The organism is Geodermatophilus sp. SYSU D00815, assembly GCF_054050035.1.
In genome coordinates this window covers 24722-46335 of sequence record NZ_JBJGYO010000005.1, presented here as the reverse complement: position 1 = coordinate 46335, position 21614 = coordinate 24722, and the positions used below count along the sequence as shown (strand labels likewise).

Annotated in this window: 20 protein-coding genes; 11 read left to right on the top strand and 9 right to left on the bottom strand. The window is 76.0% G+C overall.

Annotated features, from left to right (window positions below; translation table 11 throughout):
- The first annotated feature begins 49 nt into the window (after positions 1-49).
- Entirely contained in the window at positions 50-1363 is a 1314-nt protein-coding gene (locus ACI78S_RS07575) for an FAD-binding oxidoreductase (RefSeq protein ID WP_456971788.1), read from the top strand.
- Here ACI78S_RS07575 and ACI78S_RS07570 read toward each other — a convergent pair.
- From ACI78S_RS07570 to ACI78S_RS07560, 3 genes are all read right to left on the bottom strand, one after another.
- Positions 1360-1617, bottom strand: a complete 258-nt coding sequence (locus tag ACI78S_RS07570) for a hypothetical protein (protein WP_456971786.1) — start codon at positions 1615-1617, stop codon at positions 1360-1362. The genes ACI78S_RS07575 and ACI78S_RS07570 overlap by 4 nt on opposite strands.
- A complete protein-coding gene (locus ACI78S_RS07565) occupies positions 1614-3248 on the bottom strand; it encodes an MFS transporter (protein ID WP_456971784.1) in 1635 nt (544 codons plus the stop codon). Before ACI78S_RS07565 ends, ACI78S_RS07570 begins: the two co-directional genes overlap by 4 nt.
- An 84-nt stretch (positions 3249-3332) precedes the next feature.
- Positions 3333-3809 carry a PaaI family thioesterase gene (locus tag ACI78S_RS07560; protein ID WP_456971782.1) on the bottom strand — a complete coding sequence of 159 codons (477 nt, stop codon included), beginning with the start codon at positions 3807-3809 and terminating at the stop codon, positions 3333-3335.
- Between the two features lie 127 nt (positions 3810-3936).
- On the opposite strand from ACI78S_RS07560, the gene ACI78S_RS07555 reads away from it, so the two are divergent.
- Complete coding sequence (locus tag ACI78S_RS07555; RefSeq protein ID WP_456971780.1) at positions 3937-6456, top strand: hypothetical protein; 2520 nt, start codon at positions 3937-3939, stop codon at positions 6454-6456.
- On the opposite strand, the gene ACI78S_RS07550 is transcribed toward ACI78S_RS07555, so the two are convergent.
- Positions 6453-7484: an LLM class flavin-dependent oxidoreductase gene (locus tag ACI78S_RS07550; RefSeq protein WP_456971778.1), complete on the bottom strand. Its 1032-nt coding sequence runs from the start codon at positions 7482-7484 to the stop codon at positions 6453-6455. The genes ACI78S_RS07555 and ACI78S_RS07550 overlap by 4 nt on opposite strands.
- A gap of 71 nt (positions 7485-7555) precedes the next feature.
- On the opposite strand from ACI78S_RS07550, the gene ACI78S_RS07545 reads away from it, so the two are divergent.
- Together ACI78S_RS07545 and ACI78S_RS07540 are read left to right on the top strand one after the other, a co-directional pair.
- Positions 7556-7906 (top strand): ArsR/SmtB family transcription factor, encoded by a 351-nt coding sequence (locus ACI78S_RS07545; RefSeq protein WP_456971776.1) that lies wholly within the window; start codon positions 7556-7558, stop codon positions 7904-7906.
- Positions 7903-8526, top strand: a complete 624-nt coding sequence (locus ACI78S_RS07540) for an SRPBCC family protein (protein ID WP_456971774.1) — start codon at positions 7903-7905, stop codon at positions 8524-8526. Before ACI78S_RS07545 ends, ACI78S_RS07540 begins: the two co-directional genes overlap by 4 nt.
- 7 nt (positions 8527-8533) lie before the next feature.
- Here ACI78S_RS07540 and ACI78S_RS07535 read toward each other — a convergent pair whose 3' ends face one another.
- Positions 8534-9931, bottom strand: a complete 1398-nt coding sequence (locus ACI78S_RS07535) for a sensor histidine kinase (protein WP_456971772.1) — start codon at positions 9929-9931, stop codon at positions 8534-8536.
- 104 nt (positions 9932-10035) lie between these two features.
- On the opposite strand from ACI78S_RS07535, the gene lpdA reads away from it, so the two are divergent.
- The 3 genes from lpdA to ACI78S_RS07520 all read left to right on the top strand — a co-directional run bounded on the left by lpdA (position 10036) and on the right by ACI78S_RS07520 (position 12633).
- Entirely contained in the window at positions 10036-11439 is a 1404-nt protein-coding gene (lpdA, locus tag ACI78S_RS07530; RefSeq protein ID WP_456971770.1) for a dihydrolipoyl dehydrogenase, read from the top strand.
- Positions 11440-11623: 184 nt separating this feature from the next.
- Positions 11624-12223, top strand: a complete 600-nt coding sequence (gene sigE / locus ACI78S_RS07525) for an RNA polymerase sigma factor SigE (protein ID WP_456971768.1) — start codon at positions 11624-11626, stop codon at positions 12221-12223.
- 5 nt (positions 12224-12228) lie between these two features.
- Positions 12229-12633, top strand: coding sequence for a DUF6221 family protein (locus ACI78S_RS07520; RefSeq protein WP_456971766.1), 405 nt, complete (start codon positions 12229-12231; stop codon positions 12631-12633).
- Positions 12634-12636: 3 nt separating this feature from the next.
- Here ACI78S_RS07520 and ACI78S_RS07515 read toward each other — a convergent pair whose 3' ends face one another.
- On the bottom strand, positions 12637-13848 hold the full coding sequence (locus ACI78S_RS07515; RefSeq protein WP_456971764.1) for an MFS transporter: 1212 nt from the start codon (positions 13846-13848) through the stop codon (positions 12637-12639).
- A 45-nt stretch (positions 13849-13893) separates the two neighbouring features.
- Entirely contained in the window at positions 13894-14301 is a 408-nt protein-coding gene (locus tag ACI78S_RS07510) for a four-helix bundle copper-binding protein (RefSeq protein WP_456971762.1), read from the bottom strand.
- A gap of 89 nt (positions 14302-14390) precedes the next feature.
- On the opposite strand from ACI78S_RS07510, the gene ACI78S_RS07505 reads away from it, so the two are divergent.
- Entirely contained in the window at positions 14391-16817 is a 2427-nt protein-coding gene (locus ACI78S_RS07505) for a molybdopterin oxidoreductase family protein (RefSeq protein WP_456971760.1), read from the top strand.
- Positions 16814-17296, top strand: coding sequence for a hypothetical protein (locus ACI78S_RS07500; RefSeq protein ID WP_456971758.1), 483 nt, complete (start codon positions 16814-16816; stop codon positions 17294-17296). The genes ACI78S_RS07505 and ACI78S_RS07500 overlap by 4 nt, the downstream gene beginning before the upstream one ends.
- Positions 17297-17350: 54 nt before the next feature.
- Here ACI78S_RS07500 and ACI78S_RS07495 read toward each other — a convergent pair whose 3' ends face one another.
- The gene (locus ACI78S_RS07495; protein WP_456971756.1) at positions 17351-18694 is read right to left on the bottom strand and encodes a M20 family metallopeptidase; all 1344 of its coding nucleotides are present in this window, start codon (positions 18692-18694) and stop codon (positions 17351-17353) included.
- Between the two features lie 132 nt (positions 18695-18826).
- On the opposite strand from ACI78S_RS07495, the gene ACI78S_RS07490 reads away from it, so the two are divergent.
- Both ACI78S_RS07490 and ACI78S_RS07485 read left to right on the top strand, forming a co-directional pair.
- A complete protein-coding gene (locus ACI78S_RS07490) occupies positions 18827-20533 on the top strand; it encodes a protein kinase domain-containing protein (RefSeq protein ID WP_456971754.1) in 1707 nt (568 codons plus the stop codon).
- Positions 20530-20922, top strand: coding sequence for a hypothetical protein (locus ACI78S_RS07485; protein ID WP_456971752.1), 393 nt, complete (start codon positions 20530-20532; stop codon positions 20920-20922). Before ACI78S_RS07490 ends, ACI78S_RS07485 begins: the two co-directional genes overlap by 4 nt.
- Here ACI78S_RS07485 and ACI78S_RS07480 read toward each other — a convergent pair.
- Positions 20874-21560: a DsbA family protein gene (locus tag ACI78S_RS07480; RefSeq protein WP_456971750.1), complete on the bottom strand. Its 687-nt coding sequence runs from the start codon at positions 21558-21560 to the stop codon at positions 20874-20876. The genes ACI78S_RS07485 and ACI78S_RS07480 overlap by 49 nt on opposite strands.
- Between the last annotated feature and the right edge of the window lie 54 nt (positions 21561-21614).

Below are 21614 nucleotides of genomic sequence, written 5' to 3'. Positions count from 1 at the left end.
GCCGTGCCGGACGGTGCGGGGGAGCCGGTCCCCGCCCGAGGAGTTCCCCGTGACCACCGCACCACCCGCGCGCCCGCTGCCCGGTGCCCGCCCGCCCCTGACCCGGCTGGCGGAGCACCTGCGGGGGCGCCTCCTGCTGCCCGAACCGTCGGCCGCCGGGCCGGTGGCCGTCGTCCGGGCCGAGGACGCGGACGACGTCGTCGCGGCCGTGCGCTTCGCCGCCCGGCACGGCCTGGAGGTGGCCGAGCCGGGGACCGCGCCGGGGGACCCGCTGGCCGGGGTGCTGCTGGTCTCCACCGAGGCGCTCGACGAGTGCACGGTGCACCCGGAGGGCTGGGCGCGCGTCGGGGCGGGCGTGCGCTGGCAGCGGCTGCTGGACGCGGCGGCCGGGCACGGGCTGGCGCCCCTGGTCGGCGCGGCCACGACGGCCGGCGTCGTCCGGTCCACGACCGGCGGCGGGATCGGGCCGGTCGCGCGCACCTACGGCCTGGCCGCCGACCGCGTCCGGGCGTTCGAGGTGGTCACCGGCGACGGCGTGCCGCGCCGGGTCACGCCGGTCGAGCACCCCGACCTGTTCTGGGGCCTGCGCGGCGGCCGCGGCGCGCTCGGCGTCGTCACCGCGCTCGAGGTGGACCTGCTGGCCGTCGACGAGCTCTACGCGGGGACGCTGTGGTTCGCCGGCGCCGACGCGGCCGCCGTCGCGCACCGGTGGCGCGACTGGTGCGCCGGCCTGCCCCCGCAGGCGACCACCTCGCTGGCGTTCCTGCCCGCCCCGGCCGCCGTGGCCGTCCGCTTCGCCTGGGTCGGCGACCCCGGCGCGGGCGCCGGCGTCCTCGCGCCGGTGCGGGCGGCCGCCGAGCCGCTGCGCGACGACGTCGCCGTCCGCCCGTACACCGCGCTCGGCGCGCTCGACGCGGCCGGCGCCGCGCCGGGACCACGGGAGCTGCTGGCGCACCTCCTGCTCGACCGGCTGCCCGAGGCCGCGGTCGACGTCCTGCTGGCCCTCGGCGGACCGGCCACCGCACCGCCACCGCTCGCCGTGGAGCTGCGCCAGCTCGGCGGCGCCGTCGCCCGGCTGCCCGAGCGGCCCAGCGCCGTCGCGCACCGCGACGCCCGCTTCGCCCTGGACGTGCTCGGCGCGGCCGGGGCCCCAGCGCCCGCCGAGCGCGCCGCGGCGCTGATCGGCGCGCTGTCGCCGTGGTCGTCGGGGCGCGCGCTGGCCGACGTGGTCGCCCCGGCCGGCCCCGCCGACGCGACGCGGGTCTACGACGCCGCGACGCTGCGCCGGCTGGCCGGCCTGGCCGCGCACCACGACCCGCACCGCATCCTGCGCGGCGCCCGCGGGGTCCGGGGGAGCGGCTAGTTCGGGGCGTAGCGGTGGTGGCCGGCCTTGCGGAAGGCGCCCCGCTCGACCCCGGCCTTCAGCGCCGCGTTGAACCGCATCGGGCCCCAGTACTTGCAGCCGAGCTCGTCGCCGATCGTCTTCTTGTCGGTCTCACCGTGCTCGGCCAGCAGGTTCTGGATCAGCGAGATCTCCCGCCGCAGCCACCACTCGTTCTCCTCCGCGTCGCTCTCGGAGGTCCCGAGGAACGGGGAGAAGGCCGCTCGTCGACTCATCGCTCACCTCCGGTGGTGCCGCCGCGACGGCCGGCGGGCGCCGGCTTCCACTCGGGCGGCTGGTCGGCCGGGACGTTGCCCTCGACGCGGTAGTCGCGCGGGGCGTCGTCGGTGTGCACCTCGCCGCGGCCCTGGTGCCGGCCCAGCGTGTAGGGGTCGGCCTCCTCGCCCGGCTCGTCGATCTCCTCGTCGGTCGCCGACAGCGGGGGAGCGATGTCCTCCAGGTCGCGCCCGGCCGCCTCGACGCCCATCGTCGCCTGGATGACGCCGCCGAGGATCATGACGACGGCGCCGACGACATAGCCGATGAAGATCTGGCTCGGCTCCCCGCTCTGGATCAGCGCGCCGAACAGCAGCGGGCCGCCGAAGCCGCCGACGATGGTGCCGGTCGCATAGAAGAACGCGATCGCCATCGCGCGGGTCTCCATCGGGAAGACCTCGCTGACCGTCAGGTAGGCCGCGCTGGCGCCGGCGGAGGCGAAGAAGAAGATCACGCACCAGGCGATCGTCTGCGTCGTCGCGTTGAGGATCCCGGCGTTGAACATGACGCCGGTGATGATCAGCAGGATGCCGGAGAGGATGTAGGTGCCGGCGATCATCGGCTTGCGGCCGACGGTGTCGAACAGCCGCCCCAGCAGGAACGGGCCGAGGAAGTTGCCGATCGCGAACGGGATGAGGTACCAGCCCACCGCGGCCGCCGAGACCCCGTAGATCTCGGTCAGCACCATCGCGTAGGTGAAGAAGATGGCGTTGTAGAGGAAGGCCTGGCCGGTGAACAGGGCGAGGCTCACGAACGCGCGCTTGGGGTACATCCCGAAGACCACGCGGGCGATCTCGCCGATGCCCATGGGGCCGCGCTGCTTGACGCGGATGGTGCGGCGGGGCTCGATCAGCTCCTGGCCGGTGGAGGCCACGACCTGGCGCTCGATGTCGGCGGTGACCCGCTCCGCCTCCTCGTCGTGACCGTGGAGGAACAGCCAGCGGGGGCTCTCGGGCACGTGCCGCCGCACCAGGAGGATGGCGAAACCCATGATCGCGGCGAGGCCGAAGGCCAGCCGCCAGCCGAGGTCGAGGGCGAACCAGTCGGGGTTGAGCAGCGCGACCGAGGCCAGCGAGCCGAGGATGGTGCCGATCCAGTACGAGCCGCCGATGACCAGGTCCACCGCGCCCCGCACGCGGGCGGGGATGAGCTCGTCGACGGCGGAGTGGATCGCGGAGTACTCGCCGCCCACGCCGGCGCCGGTGATCACGCGGCAGATCAGGAACCACCAGAAGTTCATGGAGAACGCGGTGAGGATGCTGCCGGCCAGGAACACGCCCAGCGTGATCATGAACAGCTTCTTGCGGCCGATCCTGTCGGCCAGCCGCCCGAAGTAGAGCGCGCCGAGACAGGCGCCGACGATGTAGGCCGACCCCGTGGCGCCCACCTGGGTGGCGCTCAGCTCGAGCCCGCTGCCCTCCTCGGTGAGCCGCCCGCCCAGGGCGCCGACGATGGTGACCGCGAGGCCGTCGAGGATCCACACGGTGCCGAGGCCGACCACCACCATCCAGTGCCAGCCGGACCACGGCAATCGGTCCATCCGCGCGGGGATCGCCGTCTCGATGGTGCGCAACGTCGGTGTGGCTGCCATGGCCGCATCTCCCGGACTCCGAGGTGACCCGGCCGGTTCTGTTCCCCTTCGCCTGTGAGCCGAATCACAGAGTCGGGGAGGATCTCAGTGCGCCGCGCCGGGCGGTCGGGCGCGCCAGCGCTTCCACACGGCGACGCCGGTCGCCCGCGGCTTGCCGTCCCAGCCCAGCTCGACGGCGACGGTCATCTCCGACCCCGACACCTCGGTGGCGCGCCCGGTCAGCGTCAGCGCCCGGTCGCGCGGCGCAGGCCGCAGGAAGCGGACGTCGAGGCCGGCCGTGACCCAGGGCAGGACCGCGCCGTCCTCGCCGGTCCAGCCGCGCCGCTCCGCCTCGACGAAGACCGCCGCGGCGCTGTGGCAGTCGAGGACGGTGCAGATGATGCCGCCGTTGAGGAACCCGAAGCCGTTGTCGTGCTCGGCCCGCGGCTCGAAGGTCGCGGTCACGCCGTCGGCCTCGGGGTAGCTGCGTAGCCGCAGGCCGGCGGGGTTGGCCGGTCCGCAGCCGAAGCAGGTCAGCCGCGGGTAGAGCCGTTCCTGCACGCTGCGTCCGCCGTCGCTCATGCGGCGATCCTCGCGTGCGGCCCGAGGCCGGGACCACCGCGTCCGGCGACGCGCTACGGGGGCCCCGGCTCCGCCACCATTCCCCCAGCGGCACCAGTCCCCAGCGGCACGGCCGGAGGAGGCGGCGATGGAGCGGCTCGACGGACCGGCCCCGGCCGGTGCGCGCGCGGTGCCGGTGGTCCCGCCCCCGCCGGCGGACCCCCGGCCGGTCCGGCTGCCGGACGGCGTCCCGGCGCCGGTCGACGGCGGCCGGCTGGCCGGCGTGGTGCTCGCGCCCGGCGCCGGCCAGGCCTTCAGCGGGGAGGACCTCACCAGCCCGGCCGCGGCGCTGGCCCGCGGCGAGGTGCCGGCCCTGGCCGACGGCGACCCCGTCGACGTGCTGCAGCTGCGCATCCACGGCGTCGGCGGCGCGCCGGCGCCGGAGAACCTGGAGTCCCCGGCCACCGTGCAGGTCGCCGGCGACGGCCGGGCCGGCTTCTTCCGCGCCTGGTTCCCCGGCGCGCCCGCCCGCGGCCGGCCGCGGGTCGAGGCGTACTGCTGGGGGCGGCTGAACTACCAGGCCTCGTGGTCGGCGCTGTGGCTGCTGCTGCTGCCCTTCGGCCTGGTCAACGTCGCGCACTGGGCGCTGCCCGAACGGGGCCCGGGCCTCCTGCGCCAGGGCGCCCGCGCGGTGCTGCGGCTGGTGGCGCTGGCCCTGACCGCGTCCTTCGTGGCCACCACCGCCTACCTGCTCGTCGACCTGGTGGCGTGGCAGGCGGCCGAGGTCGGCACGCTGTGGTCGTGGCTCGGCTGGTTCGCCGGGCTCGGACCGGGCGTGCGCATGGCGCTGGCCGGGGCCGTGGTGCTGCTGGCGGTCGCCGTCCTGTGGTGGCTGAGCACGCGCACGCAGGGGGCGTACGAGCGCCGCGCACCCGGACCGGGGGTGGGGGACCTGCCGCGGCTGGAGCTGTCGCGCCCGACGTTCTGGTGCGGCGAGCGCCCGCTCGTCCGCCAGCGCCGGGCCCACCTGACCGTCGCGTTCGCCGTGGTGGGGGTCGTCCTCCTGCTGCCGGAGTCGTCCGCACCGGCCGTCCGCTGGGTGCTGCTCACCCTCTGCGCCGCGCTGGCCGCGGTCGCCGTCGTCGCCCTGCTCACCCCGTGGGCCGACCGGATCGACCGGGCCGGCGACCCCCGCGACGTCGGTGACGCGGTCACCGCCGGCGTGACCTGGGCGGCGCTCGGGCTGGCCGGGGGCACGGCGCTGGCCCGCCTGTGGTGGCGGCCGCACCCCAACGGCGCGGCGCTGCCGGGGGACCGGACGCTGCAGGTCGTCGTCCTCGACGTCGGGCTCGGCTTGGTCGCCGTCCTCATGCTCGTGGTCTGCGCGCAGCGGCCGTGGGCCCGCCCCGACGTGATGGGCCGGGGGCTGGCGTCGGTGGCCGTCGCCCTGACGGCCACCCTGGTCGCCGGCATCTTCAGCGCCGCCCTGCTCATGACCGCGGCCAACCTGCTGGCCCGGCCGACGTTCACCCAGACGGCGCCGGGGGCGGGCGGGGCGCCGGCGAGGCTGGCCCTGCCCGCGACGGTGTTCGCGTGCGGGCTGGCGTTCGCCGCGGCGGTGCTGGCGACCGTCCTGGCCGGGGCGTGGCTGGCGGCGGTGCGGTGGCGGACCGCCCGCCGGCTGCTGACGGGGACCGCGCCGTCGTCCGTGGGGTCGGTCTACGCCGACCGCGGCGCGGCGGCCGGGGGGACGCGGCGCGCGCGGCGGGCGGTCGCCGGCGTGTGGGCCACCTCCATGCTGACCGACCGGGCCGCGCCGGTGCTCTTCGCGGTCGCGGTGCCGACCGCGCTGGTGCTCGTCGGCTACCAGTTCCTGCCGTGGAGCGCGTGGAACCTGCTGGCCGGGCTCGCCTCGCTCGGCACCGGCGCGGCGGTCTTCGTCACCGGCCTCTTCCTGCTCTTCCTCCGCTCGGCGCTGACCAGCAGCGGCTCCCGCAAGCGCGTCGGGTTCTTCTGGGACGTCGTCACCTTCTGGCCGCGGGCCTGCCACCCGTTCGGCCCGCCGAGCTACGCCGAGCGCTCGGTGCCCGAGGTCGTCACCCGCGTCCGACGGGTCGTCGGCGGCGAGGCGCACGGCCCCACCGACCCGGCGGTGGCGCAGCAGGTGGCGGAGTCCTTCGGCGGGGCGCCCCGGGAACCGCACTCGCCCGTCGTCGTCGTCGGGTACAGCCAGGGCACGGTCATCGCGGCCGCCGTCGTGGCGCAGCTGCCCCGGGAGGTGCGCCGGCACGTCGCCCTGCTCACGCTGGCGGCGCCGGTCCGGCGGCTCTACGGCCGCGCCTTCCCCGCGTACTTCGGCCCCGACCAGCTCGAGCTGCTGGAGCGGTCGCTGACCGACGACGGCGTCGTCCGGTGGCGCAACCTCGTCCGGCTCAGCGACTACATCGGCGGCTGGGCGCGGCGGGACCCGTACGGCCCGGACGGCGGCGGTCCCGGCGTCGACGCCCCGGTGGTCGACCCGCCGGTGCTGTGGACCGACGACAACCCCTCACCGCCGCCGGCGCACCTGCACAGCGACTGGTTCCAGGACCCGCAGGCCTGGCCGCACCTGCGCGGCCTGGTCCACTCGGTGACCCCGCGGCCGGCGGTCCGGGGCCCGGCGCCCTAGGCGCCCGGGGTGCCCGGCCGCCAGCCCAGGGCCGGGCCCAGCCGCCCGGCGATGTCGGTGAGGATCTGCACGTAGTCCTCGTGCTCGAAGCTGAACGGCAGCGCGAACGCCACCTCGCTGACCTCCCGGAACGCCGCGTGGGCGTGCAACGCCTCGGCGATCTGCTCCGACGTCCCGAGCAGGTCGCGGGCGAAGAGCATCCGCGCCGGGCCCTGCGGCGCGGTGGTCCGCGGGGTGCGCGCCTCGACGTAGGCGGCGTACCGCGCGCGCTGCACGGCGGTGGCGCTGTCGGTGGGGACGACCACCAGCCCCTGCGAGACGCGGGCGGCGTCGCCGTCGGGGTGCGCGGCGCGGAAGGCGCGCACGTGCGACCGCTGCACCTCGGCGAAGTCCTCCGACTCCTCGGCCTTGACCACGCTGCTGGTCATGAAGTTCATGCGGTGCTCACCGGCCCAGCGCGCCGACGCCAGGCTGCCGCCGCCGTACCACATGCGGGCGCGCAGCCCGGGGGAGTGCGGCTGCACCCGGTCCGACCACTCCTCGACGACCCCCTCGCGGCCGCTGAACGCGCTCGCCGGCTCGCCGGCCACGAACCGCAGCAGCCGGGCCACGCGCTCGTAGCCGAAGTCCTCCGCGTCGGCGGTGTCGGGGTAGAGGGACCCGCGGACGTCGTCCCAGCGCATCGGCGGCCCGACGCTGACCCCGGGGTTGAGCCGCCCGCCGGAGAGGACGTCGACGGTGGCGAGGTCCTCGGCCAGCCGCAGCGGGTTCTCCCACGCCAGCGGGGTGACCGCGGTGCCCAGCTCGATCCGGGTCGTGCGCTGCGTCGCGGCGGCCAGGACGGCGACCGGCGAGGAGATGCCGTACTGCAGGTGCCGGTGGCGGACCCAGGCGCTGTCGAAGCCGAGCCGCTCGCCGAGCTCGATCAGGGCGAGGGTGCCCTCGTGCCCCGGCCGCGGGTCGGCGCGGTCGAACAGGCCGATGGTCAGGAAGCCGAGCTTCTGCAGCGGCGCCGAGGGGTCGGGCATGCGGCGATCATCGCGCACGACCCGCGGCATAAGCTTGCGCTGATATAAGCGCTAGCTGTAGCTTTCGCCTCGTGCACGCGTTCGACGTCCTCGGCGACCCGGTCCGGCGGCGCATCCTCGAGCTCCTCGCCGACGGCGAGCTGTCCTCGGGGGAGATCACCGCCGTCGTGCGGGCGGAGTTCGGCATCTCCCAGCCCGGGGTGTCGCAGCACCTGCGCGTGCTCCGCGAGAACGGCTTCGCGCGCGTGCGGGCCGACGGCGCCCGTCGGCTGTACGCGGTGGACACCGCACCGCTGCGCGAGGTGGACGCCTGGCTCGACCGCTTCCGCCGCTTCTGGGACCAGCGGCTCGACGCCCTGGCCACCGAGCTCGCCCGCGGCAGACGCCGCAGGCGCGACCGCACCCCCGAGGAGGAGACGTGAGGGAACTGCTGGACGAGATCGCGGCGGCCCACCGGGCGGTGGCCCGCCGGGGGAGCGGCGACGACGAGGAGGTCGCCGTCCACCTGAGCCGCACCTACGACGCCGAGGCGGAGGACGTCTGGGACGCGCTCACCGATCCCGAGCGGCTGCGGCGCTGGTTCGCCCCGGTGAGCGGCGACCTGCGCCCCGGCGGCGAGTTCCAGGTGGAGGGCAACGCCGGCGGCGAGGTGCGCCGGTGCGAGCCGCCGCGGCAGCTCACCGTCACCTGGGGCGGCCCGACCAGCGTCGTCGACGTCCGGCTGCGCGCCGACGGCGACCGGACGACGCTGGAGCTCGAGCACACCGCGCCGCTGGCGATCGCGCAGAGCGGCGCGGGCGCGCTGTTCGTCGCGCCGGGCTGGGAGATCGGCTTCCTGGCGCTCGGCCGGTTCCTCGCCGGCGACGTCGTCGACGATCCGTCGGCCTGGGAGAGCACCCCGGAGGTGCAGCGCTCGGCCGCCGCCGCCATCGACGCCTGGGTCGAGGTGGTGACGTCGTCGGGCACCGCGTCGGCCGACGAGGTCGCGGCGCTCGCCGGCATGGCGCGCGCCCAGTTCGCCCCCGACGTCGACGCCGCCTGACGCCCGGTCAGCCCCGGGGGCCCGACCTCCCGGGCAGCCGCACCACCAGCACCGTCTCGCCCGGGCGCCCGTCGACGGCGATCTCGCCGTGGTGGCGCTCTACGACGCGGCGGGCGACGTCCAACCCGAGCCCCACGCCCCGGCCCACCGGCTTGGTCGTGAAGAACGGGTCGAAGGCGTGCCGGCGGACCTCCTCCGACATGCCGGGGCCGGTGTCGCCGATCTCCACCCGCACGTCGCCGCGCGCGTCGAGGCGGGTGGAGATGCGCAGCGTCCCGTGCCCGTCCATCGCGTCGAGGGCGTTGTCGACCAGGTGGGTCCACACCTGGTTGAGCTCGGCGGGCGCGGCCTCGATGCGCGGCACGTCCGCGCCGTAGTCGCGGACAACCGTCACCCCGGCCGGCACGCGGTGCGCCAGCACCGCCAGCGTGCTGTCCAGGCCCTCGGCGAGGTCGGTCCACTGCAGCGACGCCCGGTCCATCTGCGAGTAGGACTTCACCGCCGCCACCAGACCGGAGATGCGGTGCGTGGACTCCTTCACCTCGTCGAGCACGGCGGCGGCGGTCAGCGTGCACGCCACCCACTCCAGGCCCGGGGCCAGCGCCCGCTCGCCGAGCACCCCGGCGGCCCGCTCGCACCAGGCGACGTCGACGCCGGCCGCGGCCAGCGGCGTGGCGATCACCCAGCCGCGCTCGACGCCCCGGTCGGACAGCCAGTCGGTCAGCGCCTCCTCGCGGTCGGCGACCGCGAGGGCGCTCTCCGGGGTCGCCGCGGGCACCACGGCCCGGCGCAGCGCGTCGAGCGCGCTGAACTGCTCGGGGGCGGCCCCGGCCGCGGCGAGCCGCCGGAGGGCGTCGAGCATCCCGCCGTGCGCGCCGGCCAGCACGTCGACCGCCCGCGTCGCGGCGGCCGCCGGGTTGTTGATCTCGTGCGCCAGCCCGGCGGCCAGCGTGCCGAGCGCGACCAGCGACTCCCGCTGCCGGGCGACGGCCTCGAAGCCGCGCGCGGTCCGGACGACGCCCTCGATCAGGTGGACGCCGAGCGGGAAGCTCGCCGCCGCCCACTCCCTCAGCACCGGGGCCGGCACCCGGAAGAACCGGCCGGCCGTCCGCGCGCGCGCCGTGGCCAGGTACGCGCCGTGCTCGTCCCAGGCGCGGAAGCCACCGGCCCAGCGACCGGGCACGTCCATGCTGCCCAGCAGCGTCTCCTCGCGGCCCACGTGCCGGACGAGGTCCAGGCTGCCCTCGAGCAGCACCCACCAGAACTCGGCCGGCCGGCCCTCCCGGAACGGCTCGTCACCGGCGGCGAAGCGGACCTCCTCGCCGAGCGCGGCCAGCTCCCGCAGGTGCTCGTCGTCGGTCCCGGCGAACAGCCCCAGCGGGCGCAGCTCCTCGACCGCGGTCACGCCGCAGAGCCTGGCCAGCCGGGGCCCCGCTGTCCACACCCGCGGTGACGGACGCCGCACGGTGCGGACGGCGGGGTACCCGGCGGCGGTCCTAGGCTTCGGTCATGCCGCATTTCGACGTCGTCGTCCTCGGTGCCGGTCCCGGCGGGTACGTGGCCGCCATCCGCGCCGCCCAGCTCGGCAAGAGCGTGGCCGTGGTCGAGTCCAAGTACTGGGGCGGGGTGTGCCTGAACGTCGGGTGCATCCCGTCGAAGGCGCTGCTGCGCAACGCCGAGCTCGCCCACCTCGTCCGCGACGAGGCGAAGACGTTCGGGATCTCCGGTGAGGTGTCCTTCGACTTCGGCGCCGCGTTCGACCGCAGCCGCACGGTCGCCGACGGCCGCGTCAAGGGCGTCCACTTCCTGATGAAGAAGAACAAGATCACCGAGTTCGACGGCTGGGGCGCCTTCACCGACCCGCACACCCTGCGGGTGGCGCTCAACGGCGGCGGCGAGGAGACCGTCACCTTCGACAACGTGATCATCGCGACCGGCGCCACCACGCGGCTGCTGCCGGGCACCTCGCTGTCGGAGCGGGTGGTGACCTACGAGGAGCAGATCCTCACCCGCGAGCTGCCGGGCAGCGTCATCGTCGCCGGCGCCGGCGCCATCGGCGTGGAGTTCGCCTTCGTCCTGCGCAACTACGGCGTGCAGGTCACCATCGTCGAGTTCCTCGACCGCATGCTGCCGCTGGAGGACGAGGCGGTCTCCAAGGAGCTGGCCAAGGCCTACCGCAAGCTCGGCATCGACGTGCTGACCTCCACCCGCGTCGAGAAGATCGACGACTCCGGCGACCAGGTGACCGTCACCGTGTCCGACGCCAAGGGCACCCGCGAGCTGACGGCCGACAAGGTGCTGCAGGCGATCGGCTTCACCCCGCGGGTCGAGGGCTACGGCCTGGAGAACCTCGGGGTGCAGCTGACCGAGCGCGGCGCCATCGCGATCGACGACTTCATGCGCACCAACGTGCCGCACGTGTACGCGATCGGTGACGTGACGGCGAAGCTCATGCTCGCGCACGTCGCCGAGGCGCAGGGCGTGGTGGCCGCCGAGACGATCGCCGGCGCCGAGACCATGGAGCTGGACTACGTGATGATGCCGCGGGCCACGTTCTGCGCCCCGCAGGTGGCCAGCTTCGGCTACACGGAGAAGCAGGCCCGCGAGCTGGCCGACCAGAAGGGCTGGAAGGTCAAGGTCGCCCAGTTCCCGTTCACCGCCAACGGCAAGGCGCAGGGCCTCGCCGAGCCGGGCGGCTTCGTCAAGCTCATCTCCGACGAGACCTACGGCGAGCTGCTCGGCGGCCACCTCATCGGCGCCGAGGTCACCGAGCTGCTGCCCGAGCTCACGCTGGCGCAGAAGTGGGACCTGACGGCGCTGGAGCTGGCCCGCAACGTGCACGCCCACCCGACGCTGTCGGAGGGCCTCCAGGAGGCCATCCACGGCCTCGCCGGGCACATGATCAACCTCTGAATCCGCTGTGAGGTCCGCGGCGGAGTGGACAAACCGCCGCGGACCCCGGCAGAATTGATCACGTACAGGGGAGTACCCCTTCCGCGGAACGTCGTCACTACGGCCTGGCACCAGGCTCGGCGCTCCGGCCCGGCACCGTGCCGGGTGGGGGAGACCTGCCGACCACGTGTTGGAGGTCTCCGCCATGTCCGCTGCTGCCACCCGTGCTGATGCCCCCCTCGCCGCCGAGGGCTGGACCACCCCCACCTGGGACGAGGTCGTGCGCGAGCACTCGGCGCGCGTCTACCGCCTCGCCTACCGCCTGACCGGCAACCCGCACGACGCCGAGGACCTCACCCAGGAGACCTTCATCCGGGTGTTCCGCTCCCTGGCCACCTTCGAGCCCGGCACCTTCGAGGGCTGGCTGCACCGGATCACCACGAACCTGTTCCTCGACATGGTGCGCCGCCGGCAGCGGATCCGGTTCGACGCGCTGCCGGAGGACACCGAGCGGCTGCCCGGCTCGGCGCCCAGCCCCGAGCAGGTCTACGCCGACACCCACCTCGACCCGCAGGTCCAGGCGGCGCTGGACGCGCTGTCGCCGGAGTTCCGGGTGGCGGTGGTGCTCTGCGACATCGAGGGGCTGACCTACGAGGAGATCGCGGCGACGCTCGGCATCAAGCTGGGGACGGTGCGCAGCCGGATCCACCGCGGCCGCGTGCAGCTGCGCGAGGCGCTGGCCCACCTGGACCCGCGCCGGGCTCCGGCGGAGGCTGCGGAGGAGGGCGCCCGGGCAGCAGGATGACGGGCATGGCCGCCGTGTCCGGGCTGGAACCCGCACGCGAACCGAACCTCGACGAGTTCCTGCTGGCCCGCATCGCGGAGGACAAGCGGGTGGCGGTGGACGCGGCCGCGGCCGCCGGCCGGGCGCAGTGGACCGCCGCGGACGCCGGGGGCCTCGCCCGCGGCGCGACCGAGCACCTCCTGCACCACGACCCCGCGCGCACCCTCGCCGAGTGCGCCGCCAAGCGGCGGCTGGTGATGGCCTGCCGCGACGCGCGGCCCGACCTCGCCTTCCTCGGCGCGCGGCCCGAGGGGATGGCCGACTTCCCGCTGCCGCCGGCGGACCAGCACCAGCTGGCCGCGCTGACCCTGGCGCTGCTCGCGCTGCCCTACGCCGACCACCACGACTACCGGCCGGAGTGGCGTCCCTGACCCTCAGGCCGTCGGGGCGGCGGTGCCGGTGCGCGCGCGGGGCAGCGCGAGGGCGGTGCCCAGACCCAGGGCCAGCACACCGGTGGTGACCGCAAAGGCCGCCTGGTAGGACGCGACGTCGGCCAGCCAGCCGGCGACCAGCGGCCCGGCGATCGCGCCGAGGTCGGCCGCCATCTGGAAGACCGCGACCACCCGCCCGCCCCGCGCCGGGGTGACGTCGCCGACGAGGGCGGCCGGTGCGCTGCCCAGGAGCGCGGCGGCCAGCCCGAACACGGCCATCGAGAGCAGGAACGCGGCCAGGGAGGGCGGCAGCACCAGGACCGCCATCGCGACGGTGGCCGTCGCCGTCCCGAGCACGAGCGACGGACGGCGTCCCCAGGTGTCGACCAGCCGGCCCGACCGCAGCAGGCCCAGCGCCTGGGCCGCCGTGCCGGCGAGCAGGCCGGCGCCGGCCCAGGCGACCGTCCGCCCGAGCTCCTCGGTGACGTACAGCGGGACGAGGGAGTTGCGGACCCCGAAGACCACCCAGCCCAGCCCGAGGTTGGCCACCAGCGCGGCGACGTAGGCCCGGGTGCGCAGGGCCGACCGCAGCCCGAGCGGCTCCGGTAGCTCCTCGGACGACGCGGGGGCGTCCTCGGCGCGCGCCACGGTGGGCGTGCGGAGGAGGACCAGCGAGACGGCGCCGGCGACCAGCAGCGTGCCGGCGTAGAGGAGGAACGGCAGGCGCGGGGAGAGCTCGGCGAGAAGTCCGCCCGCTGCCGGCCCGGCGATGCCGCCGAGCATGAAGCCGCCCTGCCAGGTGGCGGCCGCCCGCCCGCGGTGCGTGGCCGGCGCGACCCGCAGCAGCAGGGACAGCGCGGCGACGGTGAACATCGCGCTGCCGGTGCCGCCCGCCGCGCGCAGCGCGAGGAAGACGGGGAAGCTCGTCGCCAGTCCGGCCAGGCCCGTGGTGACGGCGACGACCACCAGCCCCGCGGTGAGCACGAGCCGCTCGCCGAAGCGCTCCACCAGCGTCCCGCCGCCGAACGCGGAGACGAAGCGGAAGAAGGCGAAGGCGCTGACGGCGAGCCCGACGGCGGTCGTGCCGACGCCGAACGAGCTGGCGAACACGGGGATGGCGGGCGCCACGACGCCGAAGCCCAGCGCCACGACGAACGCGACGACGGCGAGGACCCAGACCTCGCGGGGCAGCTCTCCCCGGCCCGGCACCCGCACGAGACGGCATGCTCGCACGTCCCGGCGCCGGTGCCGGGGAGTTCTTCAGCCGAGCGCGGCGACGAGGTCCCGGCAGGCCTGCTCGCAGCGCCGGCAGGACTCGGCGCAGACGCGGCAGTGCTCGTGCATCCCGGCGTGCGACGCGCACTCGTCGCCGCAGGCACGGCACGCGGCGGCGCAGGCCTCGAGCACCGCGCGGGTCAGGTCGGCGTCGTAGCCGGTGTGCCGCGAGAGCACGCGGCCGGTGGTCTCGCAGACGTCGGCGCAGTCGAGGTTCGTGCGGATGCACGTCCTGAGCTCGGCGACCATCTCCTCGCCCAGGCAGGCGTCGGCGCAGGCGGTGCAGGCCTGCGCGCACTCCACGCAGGCGTCGATGCACGCCCGCAGCCGCTCGCGGTCGATCCCGCCGAGGTCGCCGGGGTAGGAGTCCAGCATCTGCGCGGTCACGGTCATGCCTGCCGCTCTACCCGGGGCGGGCCCGGGTGTGCGTCCGTCACGCGATCGTCACGTGGACGGCCGGCTCGCCGGGTAGGGAGCGGCCCATGTCGAGGATCGACCGGGTCGCCGAGCCGTGGGGGAGCCGCACGCCGTACGGGCCGGGGCAGCCCTGGCCGGTGCGGGTCGACACCCACCTCACCGTCGACGAGGCCGACGTCGACCGGTGGGTGCCGTCGGCGTCGATCCTGCACTCCAACGGCGACGGCATCGACATCGCGGTCGCGGACGGGCGGATCGTCGGCGTCCGCGGCCGGGCCGACGACCGGGTCAACCACGGCCGGCTCGGACCCAAGGACCTGTTCGGCTGGCAGGCCAACAACGCGCCCGACCGGCTCGAGAAACCGTTGATCCGGCGCGGCGGAGAACTCGTCGAGTGCGACTGGGGCACGGCGATGGACGCCGTCGCCGGCCGGTGCCGGGAGCTGCTCGACGAGCAGGGCCCCAGCGCGATCGCGTTCTACACCAGCGGCCAGCTGTTCCTCGAGGAGTACTACACGCTCGGGCTGATCGCGCACGGCGGCATCGGCACCAACCACGTCGACGGCAACACGAGGCTGTGCACGGCCACCGCGGCCGCGGCGCTCAAGGAGACCTTCGCCTGCGACGGCCAGCCCGGCTCGTACGGCGACATCGACTCCGCCGACGTCATCGCCCTGTACGGGCACAACATGGCCGAGACCCAGACGGTGCTGTGGACGCGGGTGCTCGACCGGCTGGCCGGACCCAACCCGCCGGCGATCGTCTGCGTCGACCCGCGCGAGACGCCGGTCGCCCGGGCCGCGACCGTGCACCTGGCGCCGCGCCCGGGCACCAACGTGATGCTGATGAACGCGCTGCTGCACGAGGTCGTCGGCAACGGCTGGGTCGACCGCGGCTACGTCGACGCGCACGCGGTCGGCTTCGACGAGCTCGAGAAGCGGGTGCGCGACTACCCGCCCGACGTCGCGGCCCAGGTCTGCGACGTCCCGGTCGCGCAGATCCGCGAGGCCGCGCGCCTCATCGGCACCGCCGAGCGGCTGCTGTCGACCGTGCTCCAGGGCTTCTACCAGTCGCACCAGGCGACCGCCGCCGCCGTCCAGGTCAACAACCTGCACGTGCTGCGCGGCATGCTCGGCCGGCCCGGCTGCGGGATCCTGCAGATGAACGGCCAGCCCACCGCCGAGAACACCCGCGAGGCCGGCGCCGACGGCGACCTGGCCGGCTTCCGCAACTGGTCCGACGACGCGCAGGTGGCCGAGCTGGCGCGGGTCTGGAACGTCGACCCGCTGCACATCCCGCACTACTCGCCGCCCACGCACGCCATGCAGATGTTCCGGTACGCCGAAGAGGGGTCGATCCGCTTCCTCTGGGTGACGGCGACCAACCCGGCGGTCTCCCTGCCCGAGCTGGCGCGGATCCGCTCGATCCTCGCCCGGGAGGAGCTGTTCCTCGTCGTCTCCGACCTGTTCCTCACCGAGACCGCGGAGCTGGCCGACGTCGTCCTGCCCGCCGCGACCTGGGGGGAGAAGACCGGCACCTTCACCAACGCCGACCGCACCGTGCACCTGTCGGAGAAGGCCGTCGACCCGCCGGGGGAGGCCCGGCCGGACCTCGACGTCCTGATCGACTTCGCCCACCGCGTCGGCCTGCGGGACAAGGAGGGCGCACCCCTGGTGAAGTGGTCCGACGCCGAGGGCGCGTTCGAGGGCTGGAAGGAGTGCAGCCGCGGCCGCCCGTGCGACTACACCGGCCTGTCCTACGACAAGCTGCGCGCGCGCAACGGCATCCAGTGGCCGGTCACCGACGACGCGCCCGAGGGCACCGAGCGGCTCTACGCCGACGGCAGGTTCTGGGCCGACCCCGCGTACTGCGAGAGCTACGGCCGCGACCTGGTCACCGGAGCACCGCTGGAGCCGACCGAGTACCGGGCGCTCAACCCGGAAGGCAAGGCGCTGCTCAAGGCCGCCGAGTACGTGCCGCCGCACGAGCTGCCCGGCGAGGCCTTCCCGTTCCAGCTGATCACCGGGCGCACGCTCTACCACTTCCACACCCGGACCAAGACCGGCCGGGCGCCGCAGCTGCGCGACGCGGCACCGGAGGTGTGGGTGGAGATGGCCGCCTCCGACGCCGCCGACCGCGACCTGCACGAGGGCGACCTGCTGGAGGTGGCCACGCCGCGCGGGCGGGTGACGGCGCGGCTGCGGATCAGCGGCATCCGCGCCGGCGTCCTCTTCCTGCCCTTCCACTACGGCTACTGGGACGACGGCGGGGGCGACCACGACCGGGCGGCGAACGAGCTCACCATCACCGACTGGGACCCGGTGTCGAAGCAGCCGATCTTCAAGACGGCGGCGGCTCGGGCCGCGCTGGTCGAGCGGACGGCGGGGGAGCCCTCGGCGGCACCCACGACGACGGCGTCGCGGCCCGTGCGGGGCACCGTGCCGCCCACGGTCGGCGGCGAGGCGGCGCTGGCCACGGAGGAGGTCCGGTGAAGCTGCACGTGGCGATCGAGGAGCTGCACCGGTCGGAGGTGCACCTGCACCGGGTGCTGCTCGCCGTCTCCGACCGGCACCAGGCCGACCCCGAGGTGTTCCACGTCGCCCGCGACGTCGCCCGCTGGTCGCAGCGGCACGTGGCCGAGCTGGCGCGGATCGGCACCACGTTCGGCGTCGACCTCGATGCCGAGCCCGGCGGCGAGCCCGGCGTGCTCGAGCGGGTCCAGCAGGCCGCCTCAGCCCTGCTCGGCCGCCGTCCCGAGCCCGCGCTGCAGCTGCTCGCCGACCTCCGCTACGTCCACCGCGAGGCGGCCGGGGTCTCCCTCGACTGGGAGCTGCTCGCCCAGGCCGCGCAGGGGGCCCGAGAGCGAGACCTGCTCGACCTGGCGCAGCGGTGCCACCCCGACACGATCCGCCAGATGAACTGGGCGAACGCCAAGCTCAAGGAGTCCGCGACCCAGGCGCTGGTGAGCTGAAGAGCTCGGCTGGACCGCACCGGTCGAGAGCCGGGTCGTCTCCCCGGCCGGGCGTCAACCGAGGACCTCCGCCAGGTCGAGCACACCGCCCTCCGCCTCGAACTCGGCGGTCACCGCGGCGAGGAGCTCGGGGTCGGCGAGCACGTCCAGCGCGGTGAGCGCCAGCCCGACGGCGCCGTCGAGCACCGCCCGGTCGCCCTCGGCGGAGGCGGCCGCCGCGGCGAACTCGCTGGTGTGCATGGACGTCTCCGGGCCGGCGATGGCGATCATGGGGTGGATCGACGGCACCCGCACGCTGACGTTGCCCAGGTCGGTCGAGCCCGCGAGCGACGCCGGCGTGACACCGGGCGGCAGCGCGGTGCGCCCGCGCCGGGCCTGGTGGCGCGTCCAGCGGGCGGCGAGCTCGAGGTTGGCCCGGATCGGCAGGTAGGCGGGCAGCTCGTCCCAGGTCAGCTCGTACCCGCAGCCGGTCATCGCCGCGGCCGCCGCCGCGATCGCCTCCATCCGCTGTGACAGGTCGGCGAGCGTCTCCGGCGTCGCCGAGCGCACGTAGTAGAGGGCGCTCGCGGTCTCGGGGACGACGTTCGGCCGCTGACCGCCGTCGGTGATGACCCCGTGCACCCGGTCGGTGTCCGGCAGGTGCTGCCGCAGCATGGCCACGCCCTGGTAGCCGGCGACCACGGCGTCCAGGGCGTTGCGGCCCATGAACGGCTGCGCGGAGGCGTGCGCGGCGATGCCGGTGTAGGTCACCTGCAGCTGGCGGCGGCCGAGGAACGGCTGCACCGCCGCGTCGTAGCTGAACGGGTGGAGCATGACCACCGCGTCCACCCCGTCGAAGGCGCCGTCGCGGGCCATCAGCTCCTTGCCGCCGCCGCCCTCCTCGGCCGGCGTGCCGAGCAGCAGCGCCGTCCCGCCGACGGCGCCGGCGGCGAGCACGGCGTGCAGCCCGAGGAACGCGCCCACCGCCGCGGAGCAGATGACGTTGTGGCCGCAGCCGTGGCCGATGCCCGGCAGGGCGTCGTACTCGGCGAGCACCGCCACCGTGGGGCCGTCGCCGGCGCTCGTGGCGGCGCGCAGGGCGGTCTCCAGCCCGTGCACGCCGACCTCCGCCGCGATCCCGTGCCGGCCCAGGAGTGCGGCGACGGCGCGCACCGACCGGTGCTCGGCGTAGCCCTCCTCGGGGTGGGCGTGCAGGTCGTGGCTCAGCTCCAGCAGGTCGGCGCGGGCCGCCTCGACCGCCTGCTCGGCGCGCGCGAGCAGCTCCTCGGGGGCTCCGGCGTAGGACGACGACAGCGGTTCCGCGACGGCGGCGGCCCGGTCGGTGGCCGCCCGCAGCTGCTCGAGGTGGGCGGTGCCGGCCGGGCGCGGCCGCCGGTGGTCCGGCGTCTCGGACGTCATGCCCCGTGTGTACCGGGTGCCGCACCGGGCCGCCGGTCGGCCGGAGCGCGGCGTGTACCGCCGGGCCCCCCTGGGCACCGGTACGTGCGGGGGAGGTGCCCCCGCCAGCCGCCGACGGGGGGACGAGCCAGCGTGTCCATCGCCGACCTCGACCACGAGGTCCTCGGGGACCGCTACGAGCTGCAGCGGGTCATCGCGGCCGGCGGCATGGGCGAGGTCTGGCGCGGCCGGGACGTGCTGTTCGACCGGCCAGTCGCCGTGAAGCTGCTGCGCAGTGAGTACGCCGGCGATCCCGCCTTCACCGCGCGGTTCCGCGCCGAGGCCACGCACGCCGCCGCGCTGCGCCACCCCAACATCGCGGCGGTGCACGACTACGGCGAGGTCGCCCTCGAGGCCACCGGCGAGCCCGCCGCCTTCCTCGTCATGGAGCTCGTCGACGGGGGCCCGCTGGCCGACCGGCTGTGGGCCGACGGCGCCCTGGGCCCCCGGTCGGCGTTGCGGGTGCTGCGGCAGGCCGCGGCCGCCCTGGGGGAGGCGCACCGCCACGGCGTGGTGCACCGCGACGTCAAGCCGGCCAACATCCTGGTCCGCGACGACGGGACCGTGAAGCTCACCGACTTCGGCATCGCCCGGTCGGCCGGCAGCGTGCCGCTGACCCGCACCGGCCAGGTGGTCGGCACCCCGCAGTACATGGCGCCGGAGCAGGCGTTGGGCGAGCCGGTGCGCCCGGCCAGCGACGTGTACGCGCTCGGGCTCGTGGGCTACGAGTGCCTGACCGGCCGCCCGGCCTTCGCCGGGGAGAACCCGGTGACCGTCGCGCTCCAGCAGGTGCAGGCCCAGCCGGAGCCGCTGCCCGGCGACCTGCCGCCCGGGGTCCGGCACCTCATCGGCGCGGCGCTCGCCAAGGACCCGGACACCCGGATCCCCGACGGCGACGCGTTCCTGGACGCGATCGACGACGCCCTGCACGAGCGCTCCACCCGGGTGATCGACCTGGCCGCCGCCGCTCGCCCGCCCGTGCCGGCGCCCCGGGCGCTGCCGGCGCCCCGGGCGCTGTCGGCGCCCCGGGAGGACCGCCGCCGGGGGTGGCTGCTCGCCGTCCCGCTGCTGCTCCTGCTCCTCGGCGTCGTCGTGACCTGTGCGGTGCTGGCCCGCTCCGGCGGCGAACCGGCGCCCGTCGCGGCGCCCGCGGCCGACGCCCCGTCGACCGGGGGCATCCTGCTCGCCGCCGCCGACTACGTCGGCCGCCCCGCCGAGGAGGTCACCGCCGAGCTGACCGCCGTCGGGCTCACCGTCACGCGGCAGGAGGAGGTCACCGACGCCGCCCCGGCGGGGACGGTCACCGACCTGCGGCCGGCCGGCACGCGGCTGATCGCGGGTGACGAGGTGCGGCTCACCGTCGCCGTCGCGCCGCCGTCCACCCCGGCGCCGGCGGAGGACGACCCCGGCTCCGCCGGGCCGGCGGACGGCGGCGAGGCGGCGCGCCCGGCCGGTCCTCCTCCCGCCGCGCCGGCCGACCAGACCCCGAGCGACGAGCCGCTCGCCACGTCGGAGGCGCCCCCGACCGCGGAGGTGACGCCCGAGACCGCCCCGCCGACGACCGCCGACCCCGGCAGCACGGCGCCGGAGGCCCCCGGTCCCACCGGTGCGACCCCGCCGCCGTCCGGCGGCAGCGACCCGACCGGCGCCGAGCCCGGCGGGACCGCACCCCCCGGCGAGACGGCCGCACCCAGCGCGACGGAGCCGGGCGCCACCGAGACCGGTGCCCCGGAGCCGAGCGCGACCGGGACGGGCGCCCCGGAGAGCTCCGCGCCGCAGTCCACGACGGCGGTGGGGTGAACGCGCGCCGGCGGGCGGTCGTCCGCGGGACGTCCGCGACCCTGGCCGCGGCGGGGGTGGGCCTGCTCGCCCGGCCGCGGGAGGCGGTCGGCCTCGCCGCCCCGGACGAGCCCGAGCCGCCGCTCGGCGTCGTGCGGCTGCTCGGCGGCCGGATGCTGGCGCAGCACGTCGTCGTGGCCGTGCTCCCGACCCGCCCGGCGGTGCTCGGGTGGGCCGTCGTCGACGGGCTGCACGCCCTGAGCATGGTGCCCGTCGCCGTGCGGTGGCCGGCGCACCGACGGCTGGCGGCAGCGAGCGCGGCCGTGTCGGCGGCCTCGGTCCTGCTCGCCGCAGCGCTGGTCTACCCCTGGTCGGCGGCCGACGCGGCGCGGCGGACGAGGTCCTCGTAGGCCGACGGGTCGTCGGAGTCGACGACGGGGTAGCCGCCCTCCTCGTCCGGGTGCATCGCGATGCCCGGGTTGTGCACGTCGCTGCCGTCGGCCAGGAAGAAGTGCGGGCTGCCCTGCACGTCGTCGCGGTGCGCCCGGTAGTCGGCCATCATCGGCCCGCGGGCACGGCCGTCGTCGAGCGCGGCGGCGACGGCGTCGGCGTCCACGGCGTCGCAGCCCCGGGCCACGTCGACGACCTCGTGCAGCATGCTGATGCACCGGCTGTCGCGGAAGAACGCCAGCCGCAGGGCCATGTCCAGCTGCTCGGCTGCCTCGGGCGACTGCGCGGCCGCCGCGTGCACCGCCTCGTTCGCCGTCAGCACGGTCACCGGCCAGGTCGAGGGCTCCGCCTGCCACGGCTTCATGCCCAGGCCCGGCTCCAGCTGGCCGACGACGGGGATCTCGGCGTCGAGCATGCGCTGCGGGATGGCGAACCGGTTCACGTCCTCGAGCAGGAACAGCCGGTGCGCCACCCGCACCCGCTCGTCGAGCCCGAGGCGGGCACGGGCCTGGTAGAAGCGGTGCAGGGCGACGGTCGACCAGGCGCAGACGACGTCGGTGCAGACGACGACGGTGCCGGCGGGGACGTCCACGGTCATGCCCCGTGCGCTACCCCCGGAGGGGCGCGGGCACCCGGGGCCGCCCCCGTCGCC